The organism is Streptomyces sp. NBC_01116 (assembly GCF_041435495.1).
In the GTDB taxonomy this organism is placed as follows: domain Bacteria; phylum Actinomycetota; class Actinomycetes; order Streptomycetales; family Streptomycetaceae; genus Streptomyces.
Genome location: NZ_CP108644.1, coordinates 7,139,567 through 7,156,691, shown reverse-complemented (window position 1 = coordinate 7,156,691; position 17,125 = coordinate 7,139,567). Strand labels below are relative to the sequence as shown.

The 17,125-nt window shown below is 73.4% G+C and carries 12 protein-coding genes and 3 pseudogenes; 6 read left to right on the top strand and 9 right to left on the bottom strand.

Translation table 11 applies throughout. The features are described 5' to 3' along the window. Positions 1–113 precede the first annotated feature (113 nt). The 4 genes and pseudogenes from mgt to OG245_RS31335 form a co-directional block, all read right to left on the bottom strand. A pseudogene (gene mgt / locus OG245_RS31350) lies at positions 114–1,380 on the bottom strand (macrolide-inactivating glycosyltransferase). Next, positions 1,370–2,668: an ABC transporter substrate-binding protein gene (locus tag OG245_RS31345; protein WP_371626705.1), complete on the bottom strand. Its 1,299-nt coding sequence runs from the start codon at positions 2,666–2,668 to the stop codon at positions 1,370–1,372. The pseudogene mgt and the gene OG245_RS31345 overlap by 11 nt, the downstream one beginning before the upstream one ends. Next, a complete protein-coding gene (locus tag OG245_RS31340) occupies positions 2,668–3,552 on the bottom strand; it encodes a carbohydrate ABC transporter permease (RefSeq protein WP_371626704.1) in 885 nt (294 codons plus the stop codon). Before OG245_RS31340 ends, OG245_RS31345 begins: the two co-directional genes overlap by 1 nt. Beyond that, the gene (locus OG245_RS31335) at positions 3,549–4,571 is read right to left on the bottom strand and encodes a carbohydrate ABC transporter permease (RefSeq protein WP_371626703.1); all 1,023 of its coding nucleotides are present in this window, start codon (positions 4,569–4,571) and stop codon (positions 3,549–3,551) included. Before OG245_RS31335 ends, OG245_RS31340 begins: the two co-directional genes overlap by 4 nt. Positions 4,572–4,713: 142 nt before the next feature. Between OG245_RS31335 and OG245_RS31330 the strand changes: the two genes are divergently transcribed. Beyond that, positions 4,714–5,580 (top strand): phosphotransferase enzyme family protein, encoded by an 867-nt coding sequence (locus OG245_RS31330; RefSeq protein ID WP_371626702.1) that lies wholly within the window; start codon positions 4,714–4,716, stop codon positions 5,578–5,580. A gap of 24 nt (positions 5,581–5,604) precedes the next feature. Continuing rightward, entirely contained in the window at positions 5,605–6,117 is a 513-nt protein-coding gene (locus tag OG245_RS31325) for a hypothetical protein (RefSeq protein WP_371626701.1), read from the top strand. A gap of 205 nt (positions 6,118–6,322) precedes the next feature. On the opposite strand, the gene OG245_RS31320 is transcribed toward OG245_RS31325, so the two are convergent. Together OG245_RS31320 and OG245_RS31315 are read right to left on the bottom strand one after the other, a co-directional pair. Next, a complete protein-coding gene (locus tag OG245_RS31320) occupies positions 6,323–7,033 on the bottom strand; it encodes a 3'-5' exonuclease (RefSeq protein ID WP_371626700.1) in 711 nt (236 codons plus the stop codon). A 198-nt stretch (positions 7,034–7,231) separates the two neighbouring features. Beyond that, positions 7,232–8,467 (bottom strand): SAV2148 family HEPN domain-containing protein, encoded by a 1,236-nt coding sequence (locus tag OG245_RS31315; protein ID WP_032790987.1) that lies wholly within the window; start codon positions 8,465–8,467, stop codon positions 7,232–7,234. Positions 8,468–8,873: 406 nt separating this feature from the next. Between OG245_RS31315 and glgX the strand changes: the two genes are divergently transcribed. Together glgX and treY are read left to right on the top strand one after the other, a co-directional pair. Next, positions 8,874–11,003, top strand: a complete 2,130-nt coding sequence (gene glgX, locus OG245_RS31310) for a glycogen debranching protein GlgX (RefSeq protein WP_371626699.1) — start codon at positions 8,874–8,876, stop codon at positions 11,001–11,003. Positions 11,004–11,082: 79 nt separating this feature from the next. Further along, positions 11,083–13,455, top strand: a complete 2,373-nt coding sequence (treY, locus tag OG245_RS31305; protein ID WP_371626698.1) for a malto-oligosyltrehalose synthase — start codon at positions 11,083–11,085, stop codon at positions 13,453–13,455. A gap of 19 nt (positions 13,456–13,474) precedes the next feature. On the opposite strand, the gene OG245_RS31300 is transcribed toward treY, so the two are convergent. Further along, positions 13,475–14,497, bottom strand: a complete 1,023-nt coding sequence (locus OG245_RS31300; RefSeq protein WP_371626697.1) for a cytochrome P450 — start codon at positions 14,495–14,497, stop codon at positions 13,475–13,477. 46 nt (positions 14,498–14,543) lie between these two features. After that, positions 14,544–14,858, bottom strand: a pseudogene (locus OG245_RS31295) (LysR family transcriptional regulator); the annotation flags it as partial. On the opposite strand from OG245_RS31295, the pseudogene OG245_RS31290 reads away from it, so the two are divergent. Next, positions 14,834–15,133 (top strand): annotated as a pseudogene (locus OG245_RS31290) (dihydrolipoyl dehydrogenase); the annotation flags it as partial. The pseudogenes OG245_RS31295 and OG245_RS31290 sit on opposite strands and share 25 nt — an antisense overlap. 7 nt (positions 15,134–15,140) lie before the next feature. On the opposite strand, the gene OG245_RS31285 reads toward OG245_RS31290, so the two are convergent. Continuing rightward, positions 15,141–15,803 (bottom strand): DUF1707 and FHA domain-containing protein, encoded by a 663-nt coding sequence (locus tag OG245_RS31285; RefSeq protein ID WP_371626696.1) that lies wholly within the window; start codon positions 15,801–15,803, stop codon positions 15,141–15,143. A 130-nt stretch (positions 15,804–15,933) separates the two neighbouring features. On the opposite strand from OG245_RS31285, the gene OG245_RS31280 reads away from it, so the two are divergent. Next, complete coding sequence (locus tag OG245_RS31280) at positions 15,934–16,896, top strand: GNAT family N-acetyltransferase (RefSeq protein WP_371626695.1); 963 nt, start codon at positions 15,934–15,936, stop codon at positions 16,894–16,896. Positions 16,897–17,125 lie beyond the last annotated feature (229 nt).

The following is a 17,125-nucleotide window of genomic DNA, read 5'->3' as shown; positions in this document are numbered from 1 at the left end:
GCGCGGCAGAGGCTTCACAGCGCCGAAACACGGACGTCCCGACCCGGACAACCGCTGGTCGCGGCGGGCGGGACGGGACGGGACACGTCCGGATAGCGCTCAGGCGGCTCCGCTCAGCGCGACAGCTCGGCCTCGATGAGGTCGGCGGCCCGCGAGGTGCCGCCCTCCCGCGCCATCTGCTCGCTCAGCCGCCCGCACCGGGCGGCCACTTCGGGGTCGTCCACCAGGGCGAGCACGGCCTCGCGCAGGCTGGCGGCATCGGCCTCCTCCATCGGCAGGTGCCGGGCCACGCCCAGCGACTGGAGCATGTCCGCGTTGCCGAACTGGTCGACCGCCTGGGGGACGGCGACCATCGGGGTGCCGGTGGCGAGCCCCTCCTGGCTCCCGCCCGCGCCGGCGTGGGTGATGAAGGCGTCGGCCTGCTTGAGGACGGCCAGTTGCGGCACCCAGGTGCGCACCTCCACGTGGTCCGGTACGTCTCCGAGTTCGGCGGGGTCGACGTGCGACCCGATCTGGAGCACCACGTGCCAGCCGGGCAGACCGCGAGCGGCCTCGACGCACTCCCGGTAGAAGGCGGGCTGCTTGGTGAAGGAGGAGCCCAGTGACACCAGCAGCACCTTCTCCGCCCCGGTCGGCCGGACCCACTTCCCCTGGTCCGCGCGGTCGCCCTGACAGGCCCCGACGAACGTGTACATCTCGCGGTTCACCCGGTCCGCGTTCGGCTGGAGCGCCTCGGGGATCAGCACGATGCCGAAGCGCGGGCGGGCCACGAAGTCGTCGCTGGGGACATGGCCGAGGCCGTTCTCGGCGAGCCAGCCGTCGAAGCGCGCGTAGTACGCCTTGCCGCGCCCGGTCTGCTTCAGCTCGGCGGTCATCGGCTCGCCGACCTCCTGCTCGTACCCCTCCCAGGGGACCAGGTTGGGCCAGAGGGAGACGGCGGGGACGCCCCAGCGATGGGCGAGGACCCGGGCGGGATAGGAGGTGATGTCGTGCAGGACGAGGTCGGGCTCGTCGCCCGCGAAGGCCTCGGCGAGCTGCGGGAGCGCCTGGAGCGCGTCGTCGAGGAAGGGTTCGATGTTGTCGATCAGCTCGGTGCCCCAGGCGTCGGGGTCGTCGTCGGTCGGCAGGGTCGAGGTGTAGATCACCGGCCGGGCTCCGGTGGCGGCGACCTTCTCGGCGAAGGAGGCCGGGATGGCGTAGCTGACACGGTGTCCACGGTCGACGAGTTCGCGGATGACGTCGAGGCTCGGGTTCACATGTCCGTGGGCGGCGATGGAGAACATGGCGATGTGGGCACGCGGGGATTCCGTCATGCCGCACACCGTAAACGAGACGAGACGTCTCGTGCAACCTCTCTTCCGGGCCGGAGTCAGCGCTGATAGCGGGCCAGCACCCGGTTCCCGTCCTCCACCAGCCGTTTCCGCAGCTCGGCGGTGTCGATCGCTCCGCTGTAGTACTCCTGGAGCGCGGGGGTCGCCACCTTGTCCTTCCACTCCGGGTAGCCGCGCACCGACTGGGCGGGCGCCGGCCGCAGCCCCCGCGCGAGCGCGGTGCCGACGGCCCAGCCGTGCTCGGCCGTGCGCAGCGACGGATCGGCCAGGGCCTCCGTACCGGTGGGCAGCATCCAGTCGCCCCGGGCGAGGCGCACCATGTTCGAAGGGCGCAGCAGGAAGTCGATGAACGCGACGGCCTCCTTCCGGTGCGGGCTCTCCTCGGCGACCGACAGCGTCTGCGGGCTCACGCCCTGGACCCCGCCGCCCGCGCCCGCGGGCATCGGCAGCACCGTCCAGCCGAACCCCTCGGGGGCCTGCTGGATGATCTGCTGACGGTAGGAGAAGCCGAGCGGGAGCATCGCGTACTTGCCGCCGAAGAACCCGGGCAGCGCGTCCGACCCGCCCATGCCCAGCGCGCTGCGGGGCGCGCTGCCGTCGGTGTTGACCTGGTCGCGGATGGTGCCGGTCACCACGCCGTCGCCGTCCTCGAAGCGCAGGACCGCCTTGCCGTCCTCGTCGCGGTGGAAGAGCTGCCCGCCGCCGGACAGGCCCAGGTTGAGGGTGACGGAGACCGGCTCCTTCAGCGGCCAGGCGACCCCGTACCGCCCCTGGCCCGTCAGCTCGTCGGTGACCTCGCGGAACTCCTCCCAGCTCCAGGGGTGCTCCGGGGTCGGGACGCGCGCGCCCGAGGCCTTCAGCAGCTTCGTGTTGGCGATCAGGACGCGGGGCTCCTGGAGGAAGGGCACCCCGTGGACGCCCTCGCCGAACGTGGTGGTGCGCCAGGACTGTTCGGGGATGTCGGCCTTGAGCCGCTCGGGGAGGAGGGGGCGCAGGTCGGCGAGGTAGCCCCCGTACGCGAAGTCGGCCAGGTCGTCGGAGGCGTCGTGGATGACGTCGGGGGCCTCGCCGCCCTCGAAGGAGGTGAGCAGCTGGTCGTGGACGCTGTCCCAGCTGCCCTGGACGTAGTCCACCTGGACGTCGGGGTGGGCCGCGTTCCACTCCTTCACCAACTGCTTGTTGGCGTCGACGGACTCCTTCTGCCAGGCGAGTGACTGGAACCGGAGCCGGATCGTGCCGTCCGCGTCCCGCCCGTCGTCGGCGTCGCCCGAGCAGCCGGTGAGCAGCAGGGCCAGTACGGCGACGGCGGCCGCCGCCCGCCGGATCGGCGCGCGCATCAGCTCTTCACCGCCCCGGCCGTCATCCCGCCGGTGATCCGCCGCTGGATGAGGGCGAAGAGGACGAGGGAGGGGAGCGTGGCGAGGAAGGCGGCCGCGGCGAGCGGGCCGAGGTCGGCCACGCCCTCCGCGCCGAGGAAGTGGGTGAGGACGACCGGCAAGGTCTGCTTCTCCGGGGTCTTGAGCAGGACGAGCGCGAAGAAGAACTCGTTCCACGCGGTGATGAACGCGAACAGCGCGGTGGCGACGATCCCGGGGGCGAGCAGCGGGGCAACGACCGAGACGAGCGTCCGCACCCGGCCCGCCCCGTCGACGGCGGCGGCCTCCTCCAGCTCGGTCGGCACGGCCCGTACGTAGCCGGCGAGCATCCACAGCGCGAAGGGCAGCGACCAGACGACGTAGACCATGACCAGCCCCCACAGGGTGTTGATCAGGTGCAGGTTCTTCAGGATCAGGAAGAGCGGGATGATCACCAGGACGAACGGGAACGCCTGGCTGACCACCACCCAGCCGGTCGCGGCGGTGGCGAGGCGGCCCCGGCGGCGCGCCATCACATAGGCCATCGGGGTGGCGATCACGACGGCGATCACGGCCGCGCCGAGGGCGGCGATCAGCGAGTTGGCCGCGGCCTGGAGCAGCGGCTGCTCGTCAAAGGCTTGCCGGAAGTTGTCCAGGGTGGGCTGCTCGGGGATCCAGGTGGGGTGCAGCGAGCCCAGTTCGCGGGCGGGCTTGAAGGCGGTCGAGATCAGCCACACGAACGGGAACGCGAGGAAGACCAGGTACGCCAGGAGGGCCAGGTACTGAGCGGCCCGCGCGGGCCTGCCGGTACGCAGCCCGGTCGACTCCCGCCCCGCCCGTACGGGCCCCGCCGTTCGTCGCCTCATCGGTCCTCGCCTCCCCTGAGCCGGCCGACGAGGTAGAGGGCGAGAAGCACGGAGATCACCGCGACCATCACACAGCCCATCGCCGCGGCGTAGCCGAACTGCCCGTAGCGGAAGGCCTCCTCGTAGGCGAAGAGCATCGGCAGCCTCGTCCGGCCGCCGGGTCCGCCACTGGTCAGGACGTAGACCAGGGCGAAGGAGTTGAAGTTCCAGATCAGGTTGAGCGCGGAGATCGCGAGCGCGATCGGCTTCAGGGCGGGCCAGGTGACGGTACGGAAACGGCGCCACGCGCCCGCTCCGTCCAGGGCGGCCGCCTCGTGGAGTTCGCGCGGGGTGTTCTGGAGTCCGGCGAGCAGGGCCACGGTGGTCTGGGGCATCCCCGCCCAGATGCCGACGAGGATCACGGCGGGCAGCGCGGTGGCGAGGCCGGTCAGCCAGTCCCGGCCGTCGCCGAGTCCGAGGTCGCGGACGGTCTCGTTGAGGATGCCGGCGTCCGGGTTGTAGACGAGCCGCCACATGATGCCGACGACGACCTCGGGCATCGCCCAGGGGATGATCGCCAGCGCCCGGGCCAGCCAGCGCATCCGCAGGTTCTGGTTGAGCAGCAGGGCGAGGCCGAGCGCCAGCAGGAACTGCGGGACGGTGACGCCCACGGCCCAGAGCAGGCCGATCCGGAACGAGTCCCAGAACAGGGTGTCGTGCAGCAGGTCCTGGAAGTTCAGGGCGCCGATCCACTGGGTGGAGCGGGTGCGGCCGGACTGCGCGTCGGTGAAGGCGAGCGCGATGCCGTAGAGCAGCGGTCCGACGCTCAGGATCAGGATCGGGATGAGCGCGGGCAGCACCAGGAACCAGGCGGCCCGGTCCCCGAACGCCTTGCGTTCCGGACGGCCCGACCGCCCAGAGCCCCCCGTACGGCCGCCCCGCCCGCCCTGCCCGTCGCGTCCGCCCTGTCCGTCCGGCCCGTCGCGGCCGCTGTGCGGGCCGTCCGGTCCGGACCGCTTCGCGGCGGTCACCGATGTCACGAAGAAGACCCCTCTGTCCCGTATCTCACTGATGTGCCTGAGAGGGACTTCATCCCGTTCCGGCTGCCCTGGAGGCCTCCGTCATCGTGCTGACGGGTCATCGGTTCGTCAAGGTGGCCTGCGGGGATGCAGAATCGCACCCATGGACGAGATGCGCGCGCGCGAGGTGCTGACGGCCGCCGGTTTCCCCGGCACGGCGGAGCTGCTCGCGCTGGGCGAGAACGCGGTCTTCGCGGCGGGCGACCTGGTGTTCAAGGTCGGCCGGGACGCCACCGGCCACCCCGAGCTGCGCGAGCGGGCGGAGCGCGAGGTGGCCCTCGCCGACTGGCTCGCGGCGTCCGGCGTCCCGGCCGTCCGGGCGGCCGAGCGCGAGCCCCGCCTGGTCGGGGGCCACCCCGTGACGCTGTGGCACCGGCTGCCCGACCCCGTACGCCCCGCCGAGCCGCGCGACCTCGCACCGCTGCTCTCGCTGGTGCACGCGCTGCCCGCCCCGGCCGGCTTCGCCCTGCCGCGCCGCGAGCTGCTGGGCGGCGTGGAGCGCTGGCTGAGCCTGGCGGGAGAGGCGATCGACCCGGCGGACGCCGACTACCTGCGCGAGCGCCGCGACGGCTTCGCGGCCGCGGCCGCCGCGCTCGTCCCGCATCTGCCGCCGGGTCCGATCCACGGCGACGCGCTCCCGCGCAATGTCCACGTCGGGCCCGACGGCCCGGTCCTGGTCGACCTGGAGACGTTCTCCGCCGATCTGCGCGAGCACGACCTGGTCGTCCTCGCGCTCTCCCGCGACCGCTACGGCCTCGACCCCGCGGCCTACGACGCCTTCACGTCCGCGTACGGCTGGGACGTCCGCGAGTGGGAGGGGTGCGCGGTGCTGCGCGGCGCCCGGGAGACGGCCAGTTGCGCCTGGGTCTCCCAGCACGCCCCGGCCAACCCGAAGGCGCTCGCCGAATTCCGCCGCCGGGTGGCCTCGCTGCGCGAGGACGATCCCGAGGTCCGCTGGTACCCCTTCTGAACGGCCTCGGCATAGGTTGACCTCATGGGATTCTTCGACATGCTGACCGGAACCAAGCGCCCCGAGGACGGGACGGCGCCGCGATCGGCCGAAGAGTTGAGGACGGCCCTGCTCGGTCTCAACCGGCCGGACGCCCCGTACGTCATCGGCGACGGCGCGGCGCACGGCGCCGATCTGGTGGCGGAGTGGCGGATCGCCGAGCCCGCCTGGCAGAACTTCTTCGTCCAGTCCCAGCTGACGCACGCCATCCGGATCCGGATGCGGCTGGCCGAGGACGTGCCCGAGGTGCGTGCCGTCGAGGAGAGCTGGGAAGTCACCCGCGTCGGGAATCCGCCGCGGCTCCGGACGTCGGCGACGTACACCCGGGGCGGGGGCAGGACCGTCTCGCGCCGCTACACGCTCCAGCGCGGGGAGAGCGGCCGCCTCGAAACGGCCGAGTCGTTCAGCTTCGACAGCGCGCAGCTGACGGAGCCCTTGCGGGACACCGCCCTCACCTCGGGCTGGACCTGGCGCGGAGTGATCTTCGGCAAGCTCTGAGGGGCCCGCGGGCGGGCCGGCGCCAAGACCCGCTGCACCCTCACGGCGGGCGACGGCAGCACCCTGGGCGTGACGGCGACCGTCACCTCGGTCGACGGCGGTCGGGATCAACTTCGACATCGAGGCCGACGGCACGGCCTCCCCCGCCGCCAACTGACACCGGGGCACCCACCCACAGCCCACCGCGGCTCAGCGGCTCAGCGGCTCAGCGGCTGCGCGGGATCACCGGCCAGGACGCCTCGACCACGGCCGTCGGGTCCGAGCGGCGCAGATAGGCCTGGAGCGAGGCCGACTGCTCGGCTGCCGCCCGGATCTGCAGGGCGTGCAGCTCGGCGGGCGGCAGGGTGCCGACGGGCCGGTGCCGCTCGCCCATCCGGCGCACCACGCGCACGGCGGCCACCGCGTCGGCGCTCGCCTCGTGGGCTCCCTCCAGCGTGACCCCGTAGTGGTCGCAGAGCGCCTGGAGGGCCCGCTTGCCCTTGCGGTACTTGTCGACGTGCTTGTCGATCACCAGCGGGTCGATGACGGGCGAGGGTGCCCCGCCGACCCGCTCGTCGACCGACGGCAGTCCGTGCCTGCGGCACTCGCGGTCCAGCAGCGAGAGGTCGTAGCGCGCGTTCATCACCACCAGCGGAACGCCGGAGCGCAGCACCTCGGCGACCGCGTGGGCGATCTCCTCGACCGCCGGGGCGGCCCGCGCCCCGTGCTCGCGGGCGTGGTCGGTGCCGATGCCGTGGATCGCGGAGGCCTGTTCCGGTATCGCCACCCCCGGGTCGAGCAGCCAGGTCCGCTGCTCGGCGACCGTCCCCTCCGCGTCCAGCCGGACCAGCGCGGCGGTGACGATGCGGTCGTTCTCGACGTCGGTCCCCGTCGTCTCCAGGTCGAAGCCGACCAGTGTTCCCCGGTGCCAGCTCATCCCGATACCTCCTTCGTGGTGCGCTCCCCCATGTGCTGAACACCTTCGCACGGGCCACTGACAGAGCCTCGGGGAGGTCCGCGGCGCACGGCCCGTCAGGAGACGGGCCGGAACCGGGAAGGGGACCGGGCGGAACCGGGAAGGAGACCGGCCGGGACCGGAAGGAGACCGGGCGGGGAAGCGCACGGTCCCGCCGGTTCAGGAGACCGGCCGGGAGTCCGTCCAGACCGATTCGAACTCCTCGCGGTACGTCTCGAAGAGGCCGTGCTCGCTGTCCTGCCCCGCCCGCACCACCGTGCGCCGGCCCCCGCCGCGCAGCACCAGCACCGGCGCCTCCATGCCCCGGGCCCGCCGCAGATAGGGCTGGACGACGCCCACGGCGTCCGGGCCGTCGCCGTCGACCAGGTAGGCGGTGAAGCGCGGGGTCTCGTCGAAGACCTGGATCTCGAACGCGCCCGGGTCGCGGAGCTTGGAGCGCACCCGGCGCATGTGCAGGATGTTCATCTCCACCGAGCGGCTCAGCTCGCCCTTCTTGAGGCCGAGTTCCCGCTCCCGGCGGCGCACCGCGCTGCTGGCCGGGTTGATGAACAGCAGCCGGACCCGGCAGCCCGATTCGGCGAGCCGGACGAGCCGGCGGCCGGAGAAGTTCTGCACGAGCAGGTTGAGCCCTATCCCGATGGCGTCCAGCCGCCGTGCCCCGCCGAACAGGTCCTCGGCGGGCAGCTGGCGCTGGAGCCGGACCCGGTCGGGGTGGACGGAGACCACGTCCGCGTACCGGTCGCCGACCAGCTCCTCCACCGCGTCCACCGGCAGCCGGTCGGCGGAGGGCACCCCCGCCCCGCTGCCGAGGATGTCCAGGAGCCGGGCGGAGGCGCGTTCCGCCTGGGCGAGGACCGCCTCGTTCAGCGCGCGGTTGCGGGAGACGACGTTGCGCGCCACCTCCAGCTCGTCCAGGGCCAGCTCGACATCGCGCCGGTCGTCGAAGTACGGCTCGAAGCAGGGCCAGTGCTGGACCATCAGCTCACGCAGCTGCGGCAGCGTCAGGAAGCTGAGGACGTTGTCGTCGGCCGGGTCCAGCAGATAGCCCTTGCGGCGCGAGACCTCGCGTACGGCGACGGCGCGCTGCACCCACTCCTGCCCGGCCGGTCCGGCCGCGGCCACCACCCACTCCTCGCCGTGCACCGGCTCGTAGATCGGCCGGAGCACCGCGGCGACGACGGCCCGCAGACGTTGTTCGACCAGATTCAGCCAGATATAGGCGCGTCCGGCCCGCTGGGCCCGGGTGCGCACCTCGTTCCATGCCTCGGAGCCCCAGTCCAGCTCGGCGCCGATCTCCATGGGCTGCGCGAGGGACACCGCCCCGGGCGGGGCATCGGTCGATTCCCCCTCGTGACCTGCGTCACCTGGGGGCAGCTCGAACCCTCCCGAGCTCACCCGCGTACCGCCTTCCACTCCCCCACCCAACGATCAAGGAAGGGTACTCCGGGACCACGATCCGACGCAGCCCGATGCGCAGGCGACTTTCTCAACTCCCCTGCGCGTAAGGCTTGTTCCTTGCGGCGAGATCGGGTGGAGTGAGCTGATTCATAGTGATTAGGCCCCTTGTTCCGGGGCGGGAACCGGACGCCCGCCGGGTGACGGGGCCCGGAAGCACGTCCGGAGCGGCACGGGAGTGTCCGAAGTTGACCGGTCCGGCCCCGCGCGGGGCGACGGGACCCGGCCGCACCGGGTGACGTCCTAGGTGAGCGCCTCGTTTTCGGGGAGTATGCGGGAAGTATTCGAGGAGTATCGGGCCGAGGAAGGCCACCGCACCCGGATCAGAAGTGGAAGAGTCTTCATCATGCAGGTCTGGCCGGGACACGCTTACCCCCTCGGCGCCACGTACGACGGCGCCGGCACCAACTTCGCGGTCTTCTCCGAGGCCGCCCACCGGATCGAGTTGTGCCTGTTGCACGACGACGGTTCGGAGACGGCGGTGGAGCTCCGCGAGACCGACGCCTTCGTGCGCCACGCCTATCTGCCCGGGGTGATGCCGGGCCAGCGGTACGGCTTCCGGGTGCACGGCCCCTACGAGCCCCAGCACGGCCGGCGGTGCAACTCCGCGAAGCTGCTGCTGGACCCGTACGCCCGTGCGGTGGCCGGGAAGATCCAGTGGGGCGAGGAGGTGTACGGCTATCCGTTCGGCAGGCCGGACGCCCGCAACGACCTCGACTCGGCCCCGCACACCATGAGCTCGGTGGTGGTCAACCCGTACTTCGACTGGGGCGACGACCGCCGCCCCCGGACGGACTACCACCGGACCGTCATCTACGAGGCCCACGTGAAGGGCCTGACGATGCTGCACCCGGGCCTCCCGCCCGAGCTGCGCGGCACGTACGCGGGCCTCGCGCACCCGGAGGTGATCGCCCACCTGACCGAACTGGGCGTCACCGCGATCGAGCTGATGCCCCTTCACCAGTTCGTGCAGGACCACCGGCTCTCCGACATGGGCCTCGCCAACTACTGGGGCTACAACACCATCGGCTTCTTCGCCCCGCACAACACGTACGCCTCCTGGGGCGACCGCGGCGAACAGGTGCTGGAGTTCAAACAGGCGGTGAAGGCGCTCCACCAGGCGGGGATCGAGGTCATCCTCGATGTCGTCTACAACCACACCGCCGAGGGCAACCACCTCGGTCCCACGCTCTCCTTCCGCGGCCTCGACAACGCCTCGTACTACCGCCTGACCGACGACCAGCGCTACTACATGGACACCACGGGCACCGGGAACTCCCTGCTCATGCGGTCCCCGCACGTCCTTCAGATGATCATGGACTCGCTGCGGTACTGGGTGACCGAGATGCATGTGGACGGCTTCCGCTTCGACCTCGCGGCGACGCTCGCCCGGCAGTTCCACGAGGTGGACCGGCTCTCCTCGTTCTTCGACCTGGTGCAGCAGGACCCGGTGGTCAGCCAGGTGAAGCTGATCGCCGAGCCGTGGGACGTCGGCGAGGGCGGCTACCAGGTGGGCAACTTCCCGCCGCTGTGGACCGAGTGGAACGGCAAGTACCGCGACACGGTCCGTGATCTGTGGCGGGGCGAGCCGCGCACCCTGGCGGAGTTCGCCGGGCGGCTGACCGGCTCCTCCGACCTCTACCAGGACGACGGCCGCCGCCCGCTCGCCTCGATCAACTTCACCACCTGCCACGACGGCTTCACCCTGCACGACCTCGTCTCCTACAACGACAAGCGCAACGACGCCAACGGGGAGGACAACCGGGACGGCGAGAGCCACAACCGGTCCTGGAACTGCGGCGCGGAGGGCGAGACCGACGATCCGGAGATCCTGGAGCTGCGGGCCCGCCAGATGCGGAACTTCATCGCCACGCTGATGCTCTCGCAGGGGGTGCCGATGCTGAGCCACGGCGACGAGTTCGCCCGCACGCAGAACGGCAACAACAACGCCTACTGCCAGGACAACGAGCTGGCCTGGGTGCACTGGCCCGATCCGGACGAGCAGGCCGACGCCCCCGCATCGACGCTGCTGGAGTTCACCCGGGCCATGGTGTGGCTGCGCCGCGACCACCCCGTCTTCCGGCGCCGCCGCTTCTTCCACGGACGGCCGGTGGAGGGCACCCACGACGAGCTCTCCGACATCGCCTGGTTCACCCCCGAGGGCGAGGAGATGACGCAGCAGGACTGGCAGGCGGCCCATGCCAAGGCGATGACCGTGTTCCTGAACGGGCACGCGATCTCGGAGCCGGGGCCGCGCGGCGAGCGGATCTGCGACGACTCGTTCCTGCTGATGTTCAACGCGAGCGCGGAGACGCTGGAGTTCGCCGTCCCGGTCGGCCACGGGGAGCAGTGGCAGGTCGTCGTCGACACCGCGCGGCCGGACGGGGTGGAGCCCGGGGCGGGACCGAAGGTCGCCGAGGGCGAACGGGTCACGCTGATCGGGCGCAGCCTGACCGTGCTGAAGCGGTCCGCCTGAGGCCCGGTGGGCCGGGGGCGGGAGTGAGTGTTCCGTCCGGGGTGACACGGACCGCCCCGGACGGGGTACGTAGGAGTCCATGACGCCCACCGCCACGTACCGGCTTCAGCTCCAGCCCGACTTCCCCTTCGCCGCCGCCGAGAAGGCCGTGCCGTACCTCGCCGCGCTCGGCGTCTCGCACCTCCACCTGTCGCCCGTCCTGGAGGCGGTCCCCGGCTCCCCGCACGGCTACGACGTGGTCGACCACAGCCGGGTCCGGGCGGAGCTGGGCGGCGAGGAGGGGCTGCGCTCGCTCGCCTCGGCCGCCCGGGAGCACGGGCTCGGCCTGGTCCTGGACATCGTGCCCAACCACATGGCGGCCGCGCCCCGGCACAACCGTCCGCTGTGGGACGTGCTGCGCGAGGGCCCGTCCTCCCCGTACGCACGGTGGTTCGACATCGACTGGGCGGCGGGCGGGGACCGGGTGCTGCTGCCGGTGCTCGCCGGGCCGCTCGGCGGGGAGCTGGAGCGCCTCGCGGTGGACGGGGAGGTGCTGCGCTACGGCGAGCTGGAGTTCCCGTTGCGCGCCGGGACGGCGGACCTGCCGCTGCCGGAGCTGCTGGACGCCCAGCACTACCGGCTCGGCTGGTGGCGCCTGGCCCGCACCGAGCTGAACTACCGGCGGTTCTTCACCGTCTCCGAGCTGATCGGGGTCCGCGTCGAGCACCCGGAGGTCTTCGACGCCACGCACGCCAAGGTCCTCGAACTGCTCCGCGACGGGGTGCTGGACGGGCTGCGCGTCGACCATCCCGACGGCCTCGCCGCGCCCGCCGCCTATCTGGAGCGGCTGAACGAGGCCACCGGCGGCCGCTGGACGGTGGTGGAGAAGATCCTCACCGGCGACGAGCGCCTCCCGGCGGACTGGGCGGTCGCGGGCACCACCGGGTACGACGCGCTCCACCGGATCGACGGGCTGTTCACCGACCCGTCCGGCGCGGCGGAGCTGCTCGCCCGCTACCGGGAGTTCGCGGGCCCGCCCGGCGACCGGGGCGGCGACTGGACGGCGACGGTGCGCCGGGCCGCGTACCGGGTGGCGGCGCACGAGCTGGCCGCCGAGACCGCGTGGCTGACCCGGCTCGCGGCCGGGATCTGCGGCCGGGACCCCGTGCTGCGCGACCACGCGCCCTGGGCGCTGCGGACGGCGGTGCGGGAGCTGCTGGTGCGGATCCCGGTCTACCGCCCGTACGTCACGGCGGGCGAACCGCCGTCGCGGATCGCCGAGGAGACGCTGACCGACGGGGCGGTACGGGACGCGAAGGCGGCGTTCTCCGTTCCGCAGGAGGCGACGGCCGTCGACGTCGTACGGGATCTGGCGCTCGGGCGGCTCGGCGACGGGGAGGAACAGGCGGCTTTCTGTGCCCGGTTCGCGCAGACCGCCTCCGCGCTGCACGCCAAGTCGGTGGAGGACACGGCGTTCTACCGGTACGTCCCGCTGATCTCGGCGACCGAGGTGGGCGGGGACCCGGGGCGGCCCGCGGTGTCGCCGGAGGAGTTCCACGCCTTCGCGGCGCGGATCGCGCGCGACTGGCCCGCCACCGGCACGGTCCTGACCACGCACGACACCAAGCGCAGCGCGGACGTGCGGGCCCGGATCGCGGTGCTGTCCCAGTGCCCGGAGCGGTGGGCGGCGCTGGTGGAGGAGCTGTCGGCGGCGACCGGTGTGGCGGCCCCCGATCCACAACTGGCCTGGGCCGCCTGGCAGTCGGCGTACGGCTGCGCGGAGCTGCCGGACGAGGAGCTGTCCGGGCGGCTGGAGCCGGCGCTGCTGAAGGCGGTGCGGGAGGCGGGCCTGTTCACCAGCTGGACGGAGCCGGACCCGGTGTACGAGCGGGCGGTGGCGGACTTCGTCGCCGCCGGTCCGGGCAGCGGGCCGGGCGTGACCCGGACCCGGGTCGCGGAGTTCGCCGACGCGCTCGCCCCGCATGTGCGGGCCCAGGTGCTGGGGGCGGCGCTGGTGCAGCTGACGATGCCGGGGGTGCCGGACCTCTACCAGGGCACGGAGTGCGAGTACCTGGCCCTGGTCGACCCGGACAACCGGCGGCCGTTCCGGCGGCCGGAGGCCGGGGGCGAGAAGCAGGCGCTGACGGCGGCCGCGCTGGGGCTGCGGCGGGAGCTGCCGGAGGTGTTCGGGGAGTCGGGGACGTACGCGCCGCTGACGTCCCGGGGCCCGGCCGCCCCGCACCTGGTGTCCTTCTGCCGGTCCGGCGAGGTGGTCACGGCGGTGACCCGGCTGTCGCTGCGGCTGGCCGAGGGCGGGGGCTGGCGGGACACGGTGCTGGACCTGCCGGACGGGGGCCCCTGGCGGGACCTGTTGTCGGCCTCGCCGGGCCGGGAGTTCACGGGCGGCGCGGTGGCGGCGTCCGAGCTGTTCGCCGAGCGGCCGGTGGCGCTGCTGCGGCGGGTACGGGACTGAGGGGCCAGGACCGGGGCCGTCAGGACGGGCTTATGAGCAGGGTGCGCGGTCCGCGGGTGAGCAGGCCGCCGGCCGCCGGGCGGAAGCCGTCGGCCCAGCGGATGCCGGGCATCGCCGTCAGCAGGGCGCGCAGGCCGTGTTCGGCCTCCAGCCGGCCCAGGAGCGCCGCGGGGCAGCCGGCCGGGCCGATGAGCAGCGGGTCGGCGTCGGCGCGCAGCGGGTCGAAGCGGTCGGGTGCGCCGAACCGGGCCGGGTCGCGGCCCGCCGCGCCGATGAGGCAGGCGACGGGTGCGTCGGCGGGCAGCGTGCCGCCGCTGACGGCCACCTCGGTACGGGTGCGGCGCAGCACGATCTGGACGGGCGGATCGCGGCGCAGCGTCTCGGCCCAGGCCCGCCCGAGCAGCGTGGCGGCCCCTTCGCCTGCCGTCGCGGCGGCCAGCAGGTCGGGGTCGTCGAGCATGTTGGCGAGGAACGAGGCGAGGGCGTGCTCGCGGAGCGCGGTGGGCCCGGCGCAGTCGCCGGCGCCGCCGCCGGTCCGCCGGTGGAGGCCGCCCCGGGGCAGGGTGCTCAGGCCCGGGTAGGAGAGCCCGGCCGCCGCGGCGGCGGCGCCGGCGGGCAGCCAGCGGCAGAAGTCGGCCACCAGGTCCGCCCGGTCGCGCCCGGCGATCCGGCGGGCCAGGACGTACGCGGTCCGCTCGACGGCGGGTTCGGCGGCGCGGTACGGCGCGGCCGACGGGACGCAGACGAGGCTGCCCCGGCAGAGGCCGAGCGGCACGGGGGCCCGGCCGCGCGGGGTCCCGTCGTGCGGGTAGCCGGTGAACCCGGGATCGGTGAGGGCCAGGGCCACATCCGTGTACCGGCTGAGCAGCCAGGCGCCGAGCCCCGGGTCGTAGCCGAGGGGGTATTCGGTGCGCAGCAGGCGGTAGAGACGCAGCCGGTGCGGGTCCGTGGTGGCCCCCGGCGCCAGCAGGCCCGGCTGCCCGCCCGCGAGCCGGTGCGGACGGCGGGCGGCGGGCAGTGCGTCGGGGCGGTCGACCGGCATCCCGCGCCCCCTGGAGTCGGTGCGCCGGCTGTCGGCGCGTACCCCCTCAGCGGACCACCGCCGGGGGCGCACCGCAGTCGGCGTACGGCCGTTCGGGTGAGAGTGCGGCGGGCCGAAGAGGGTGGATCCCGGCGGTGGGCAGGGAGCGGAGCGGTTCCGTGAAGGCCGCCGCCGCCCCGGTCAGCGCCACCCGGGAGAAGACGCCCGTCGGTCGCAGCCAGGGCGGGTCGACGCCGAGCACCGCGCAGTCCTCGCCGATCGCGCTCCGGACGAGGTGGGCGGCGGCCGTGGACACACCGACGCCGGCCGCCGCCATCCGGACGGCCGTGGAGGTGTGCTCGGTCCACGGGGCACGACGTGGTGGTGAACGCCCTGCCGCTGACCGCCGTCGCCAAGGGCATGGTGCACGGCCGGGGCGGGCTGGTGAAGGTGGCGGAGCGGGCGGGCCGGGTCCTGGGCGTGCATCTGGTCGGCCCGCAGGTCTCGGAGATGATCGCGGAGAGCCAGCTCGTGGTCGGCTGGGACGCCGAGCCCGCCGATGTCGCCCGCCACATCCATCCGCATCCGACGCTTTCGGAGGCGGTCGGCGAGGCGTTCCTGACGCTGGCCGGGCGCGGGCCGCACCAGCAGCACTGACCGGACGTCAGGCGGGCGGCAGACCGGGGCCGGGCGGCGCCTGGCCGGGGCCGGGCGGCGGCACCTCGGGCGGGTGCGCGGAGGGGTGGGGCGCGTGCGGCGGACGTTCGGGCGGGCGGAGTGCCGGGGCGGTGAGGCGGAAGCTCATCCGGCCGAAGCTCACCTGGTCCCCGTCCCGCACGGGGATGGAGCCGACGAGCCGCTGGCCGTTGACGCAGGTGCCGTTGGTGGAGCCGAGGTCGCGCAGCACCCAGCGGCCGTTCTGCCCGGAGAGTTCGGCGTGCAGCCGGGAGACCGTCTCGTGGTTGAGGCGCAGCCCGTTGGCCGGGTCGCGGCCGATGAGCAGCGGGTACGGGCCGGGGGCGGGGAGCAGCAGCTTGGGGAGCCGCTCGGTCTGCCAGGCGCGGCGCAGCCGCCCGGGGAAGGCGGATATCCCGCCCACCGCGCGGACCAGCCCCTGGGACCAGCTGCCGCCGGCCTCCAGGTCGGAGGTGAGGGCCGCCAGCTCCTCCGGGCGCCGGGCGACGAGGGCCAGTTCCATGCGCCGCATGAAGGTGTCGTGCGACAGCTTGCCCTGTGCCGCGCCGTCTCTGAGCACACCGAGGACGCGGTCGCGCTGGGCGTCCGACAGCCGCGCGGGACTCGTGTGGAACTCGAAGGAGGACGTCACGTCGACGATTGTCGGGCCGAGGGGCCCGGGGTGTCCAGACGAGGCCGTGTTTCCTCCCGCGCTGACCTGCGCCGCTGCCCGGGGGAGCCTCTTGCTAGGGTCTGCCGATCATCCATCACGAGGAGATTTCGTGCCCCCTGCTCCACCGCGGTTGACGGTCCGTCCGCTGTCCGGACCCGATGAGCTCGACCTGTTCCGCGGCCTTTCGTATGTTCTCGACCACGAGCTGGCCGAGGACCTCGCCACCGGGCGCCGCGTCCCGGGGTGGATGTGGGTCGCCCTGGACGGGGAGCGGGTCGTCGCCAGGGCCGCCTGGTGGACCGACGCGGCGGGCAACAGGCCGCTGGCGCTGGACTTCTTCGACCTGGACGACACGCTTCCGGCACCGGAGCGCGTCGCGATCGGCGTCCGGCTGCTGGAGACGGCGACGGCGGCCGTGCTGCCCGCCGGTGCGGAACGGCCCGAGTACGGGCGGTTCGTACCGCCGGACTGGCACGAGGACCCGGTCGCCTGGGACGTCGTCGGGGCGCGGATCGCGGTGATGGAGGAGACCGGGGCCCGGATGCTGGTGGAGCGGCTGCGGCTGGAGTGGCGGGCCGGCACGCCGGTGCCCGAGGACTCCGGCCGGCTGGTCTTCCGTCCGGTCGCCGGGCGGGAGGACCTCCTCGCGCTGATGGCCCCGGTGATGGAGGGCACCCTCGACGCCCACGGGCAGGCGGACCTGGCGTCCGGGCTCGATGCCCGCGCGGCGGCCGAGAAGCAGTACGACGAGGAGCTGGCGGGGTACTCCACCCCGATGGACTGGTGGCGGATCGCCGAACTGCCCACGGGTGAGCCGGTCGGCTTCGTCATTCCGGCCCGTAACAGCTACAACCCGATCATCGCGTACATCGGGGTGCTGCCCGCCCGGCGGGGCCACGGGTACATCGACGACCTCCTCGCCGAGGGCACCCGGGTGCTGGCGGCCGAGGGCGTGGACCGGATCCGCGCGGCGACCGACCTCGGCAACGTACCGATGGCGCGGTCCTTCGAGCGTCTCGGCTACGTCAACTTCGAGCGGGCGTTCAACATGGTCTGGGACCAGCCCCGTTGAGGACGACCCGTTGAACGCGGCCCGTTGAACGGCCCGTCGGTGCAGCCTGTCGCCCCGGCCGTCAATCCGTTGGACGGCGGGCGCGGGGGCGGCTAGGGTCGGCACCGACATCGGCACCGGTCGTGGAAGGAGGCGAGAAACGTGCGCAGGAACAACGGCACCACCATCCGCAGTACGTCGCTTTCGCGCTCCCGCCCCGTCCGCCGGGCGGTGTCGGACCTCGTCTGAC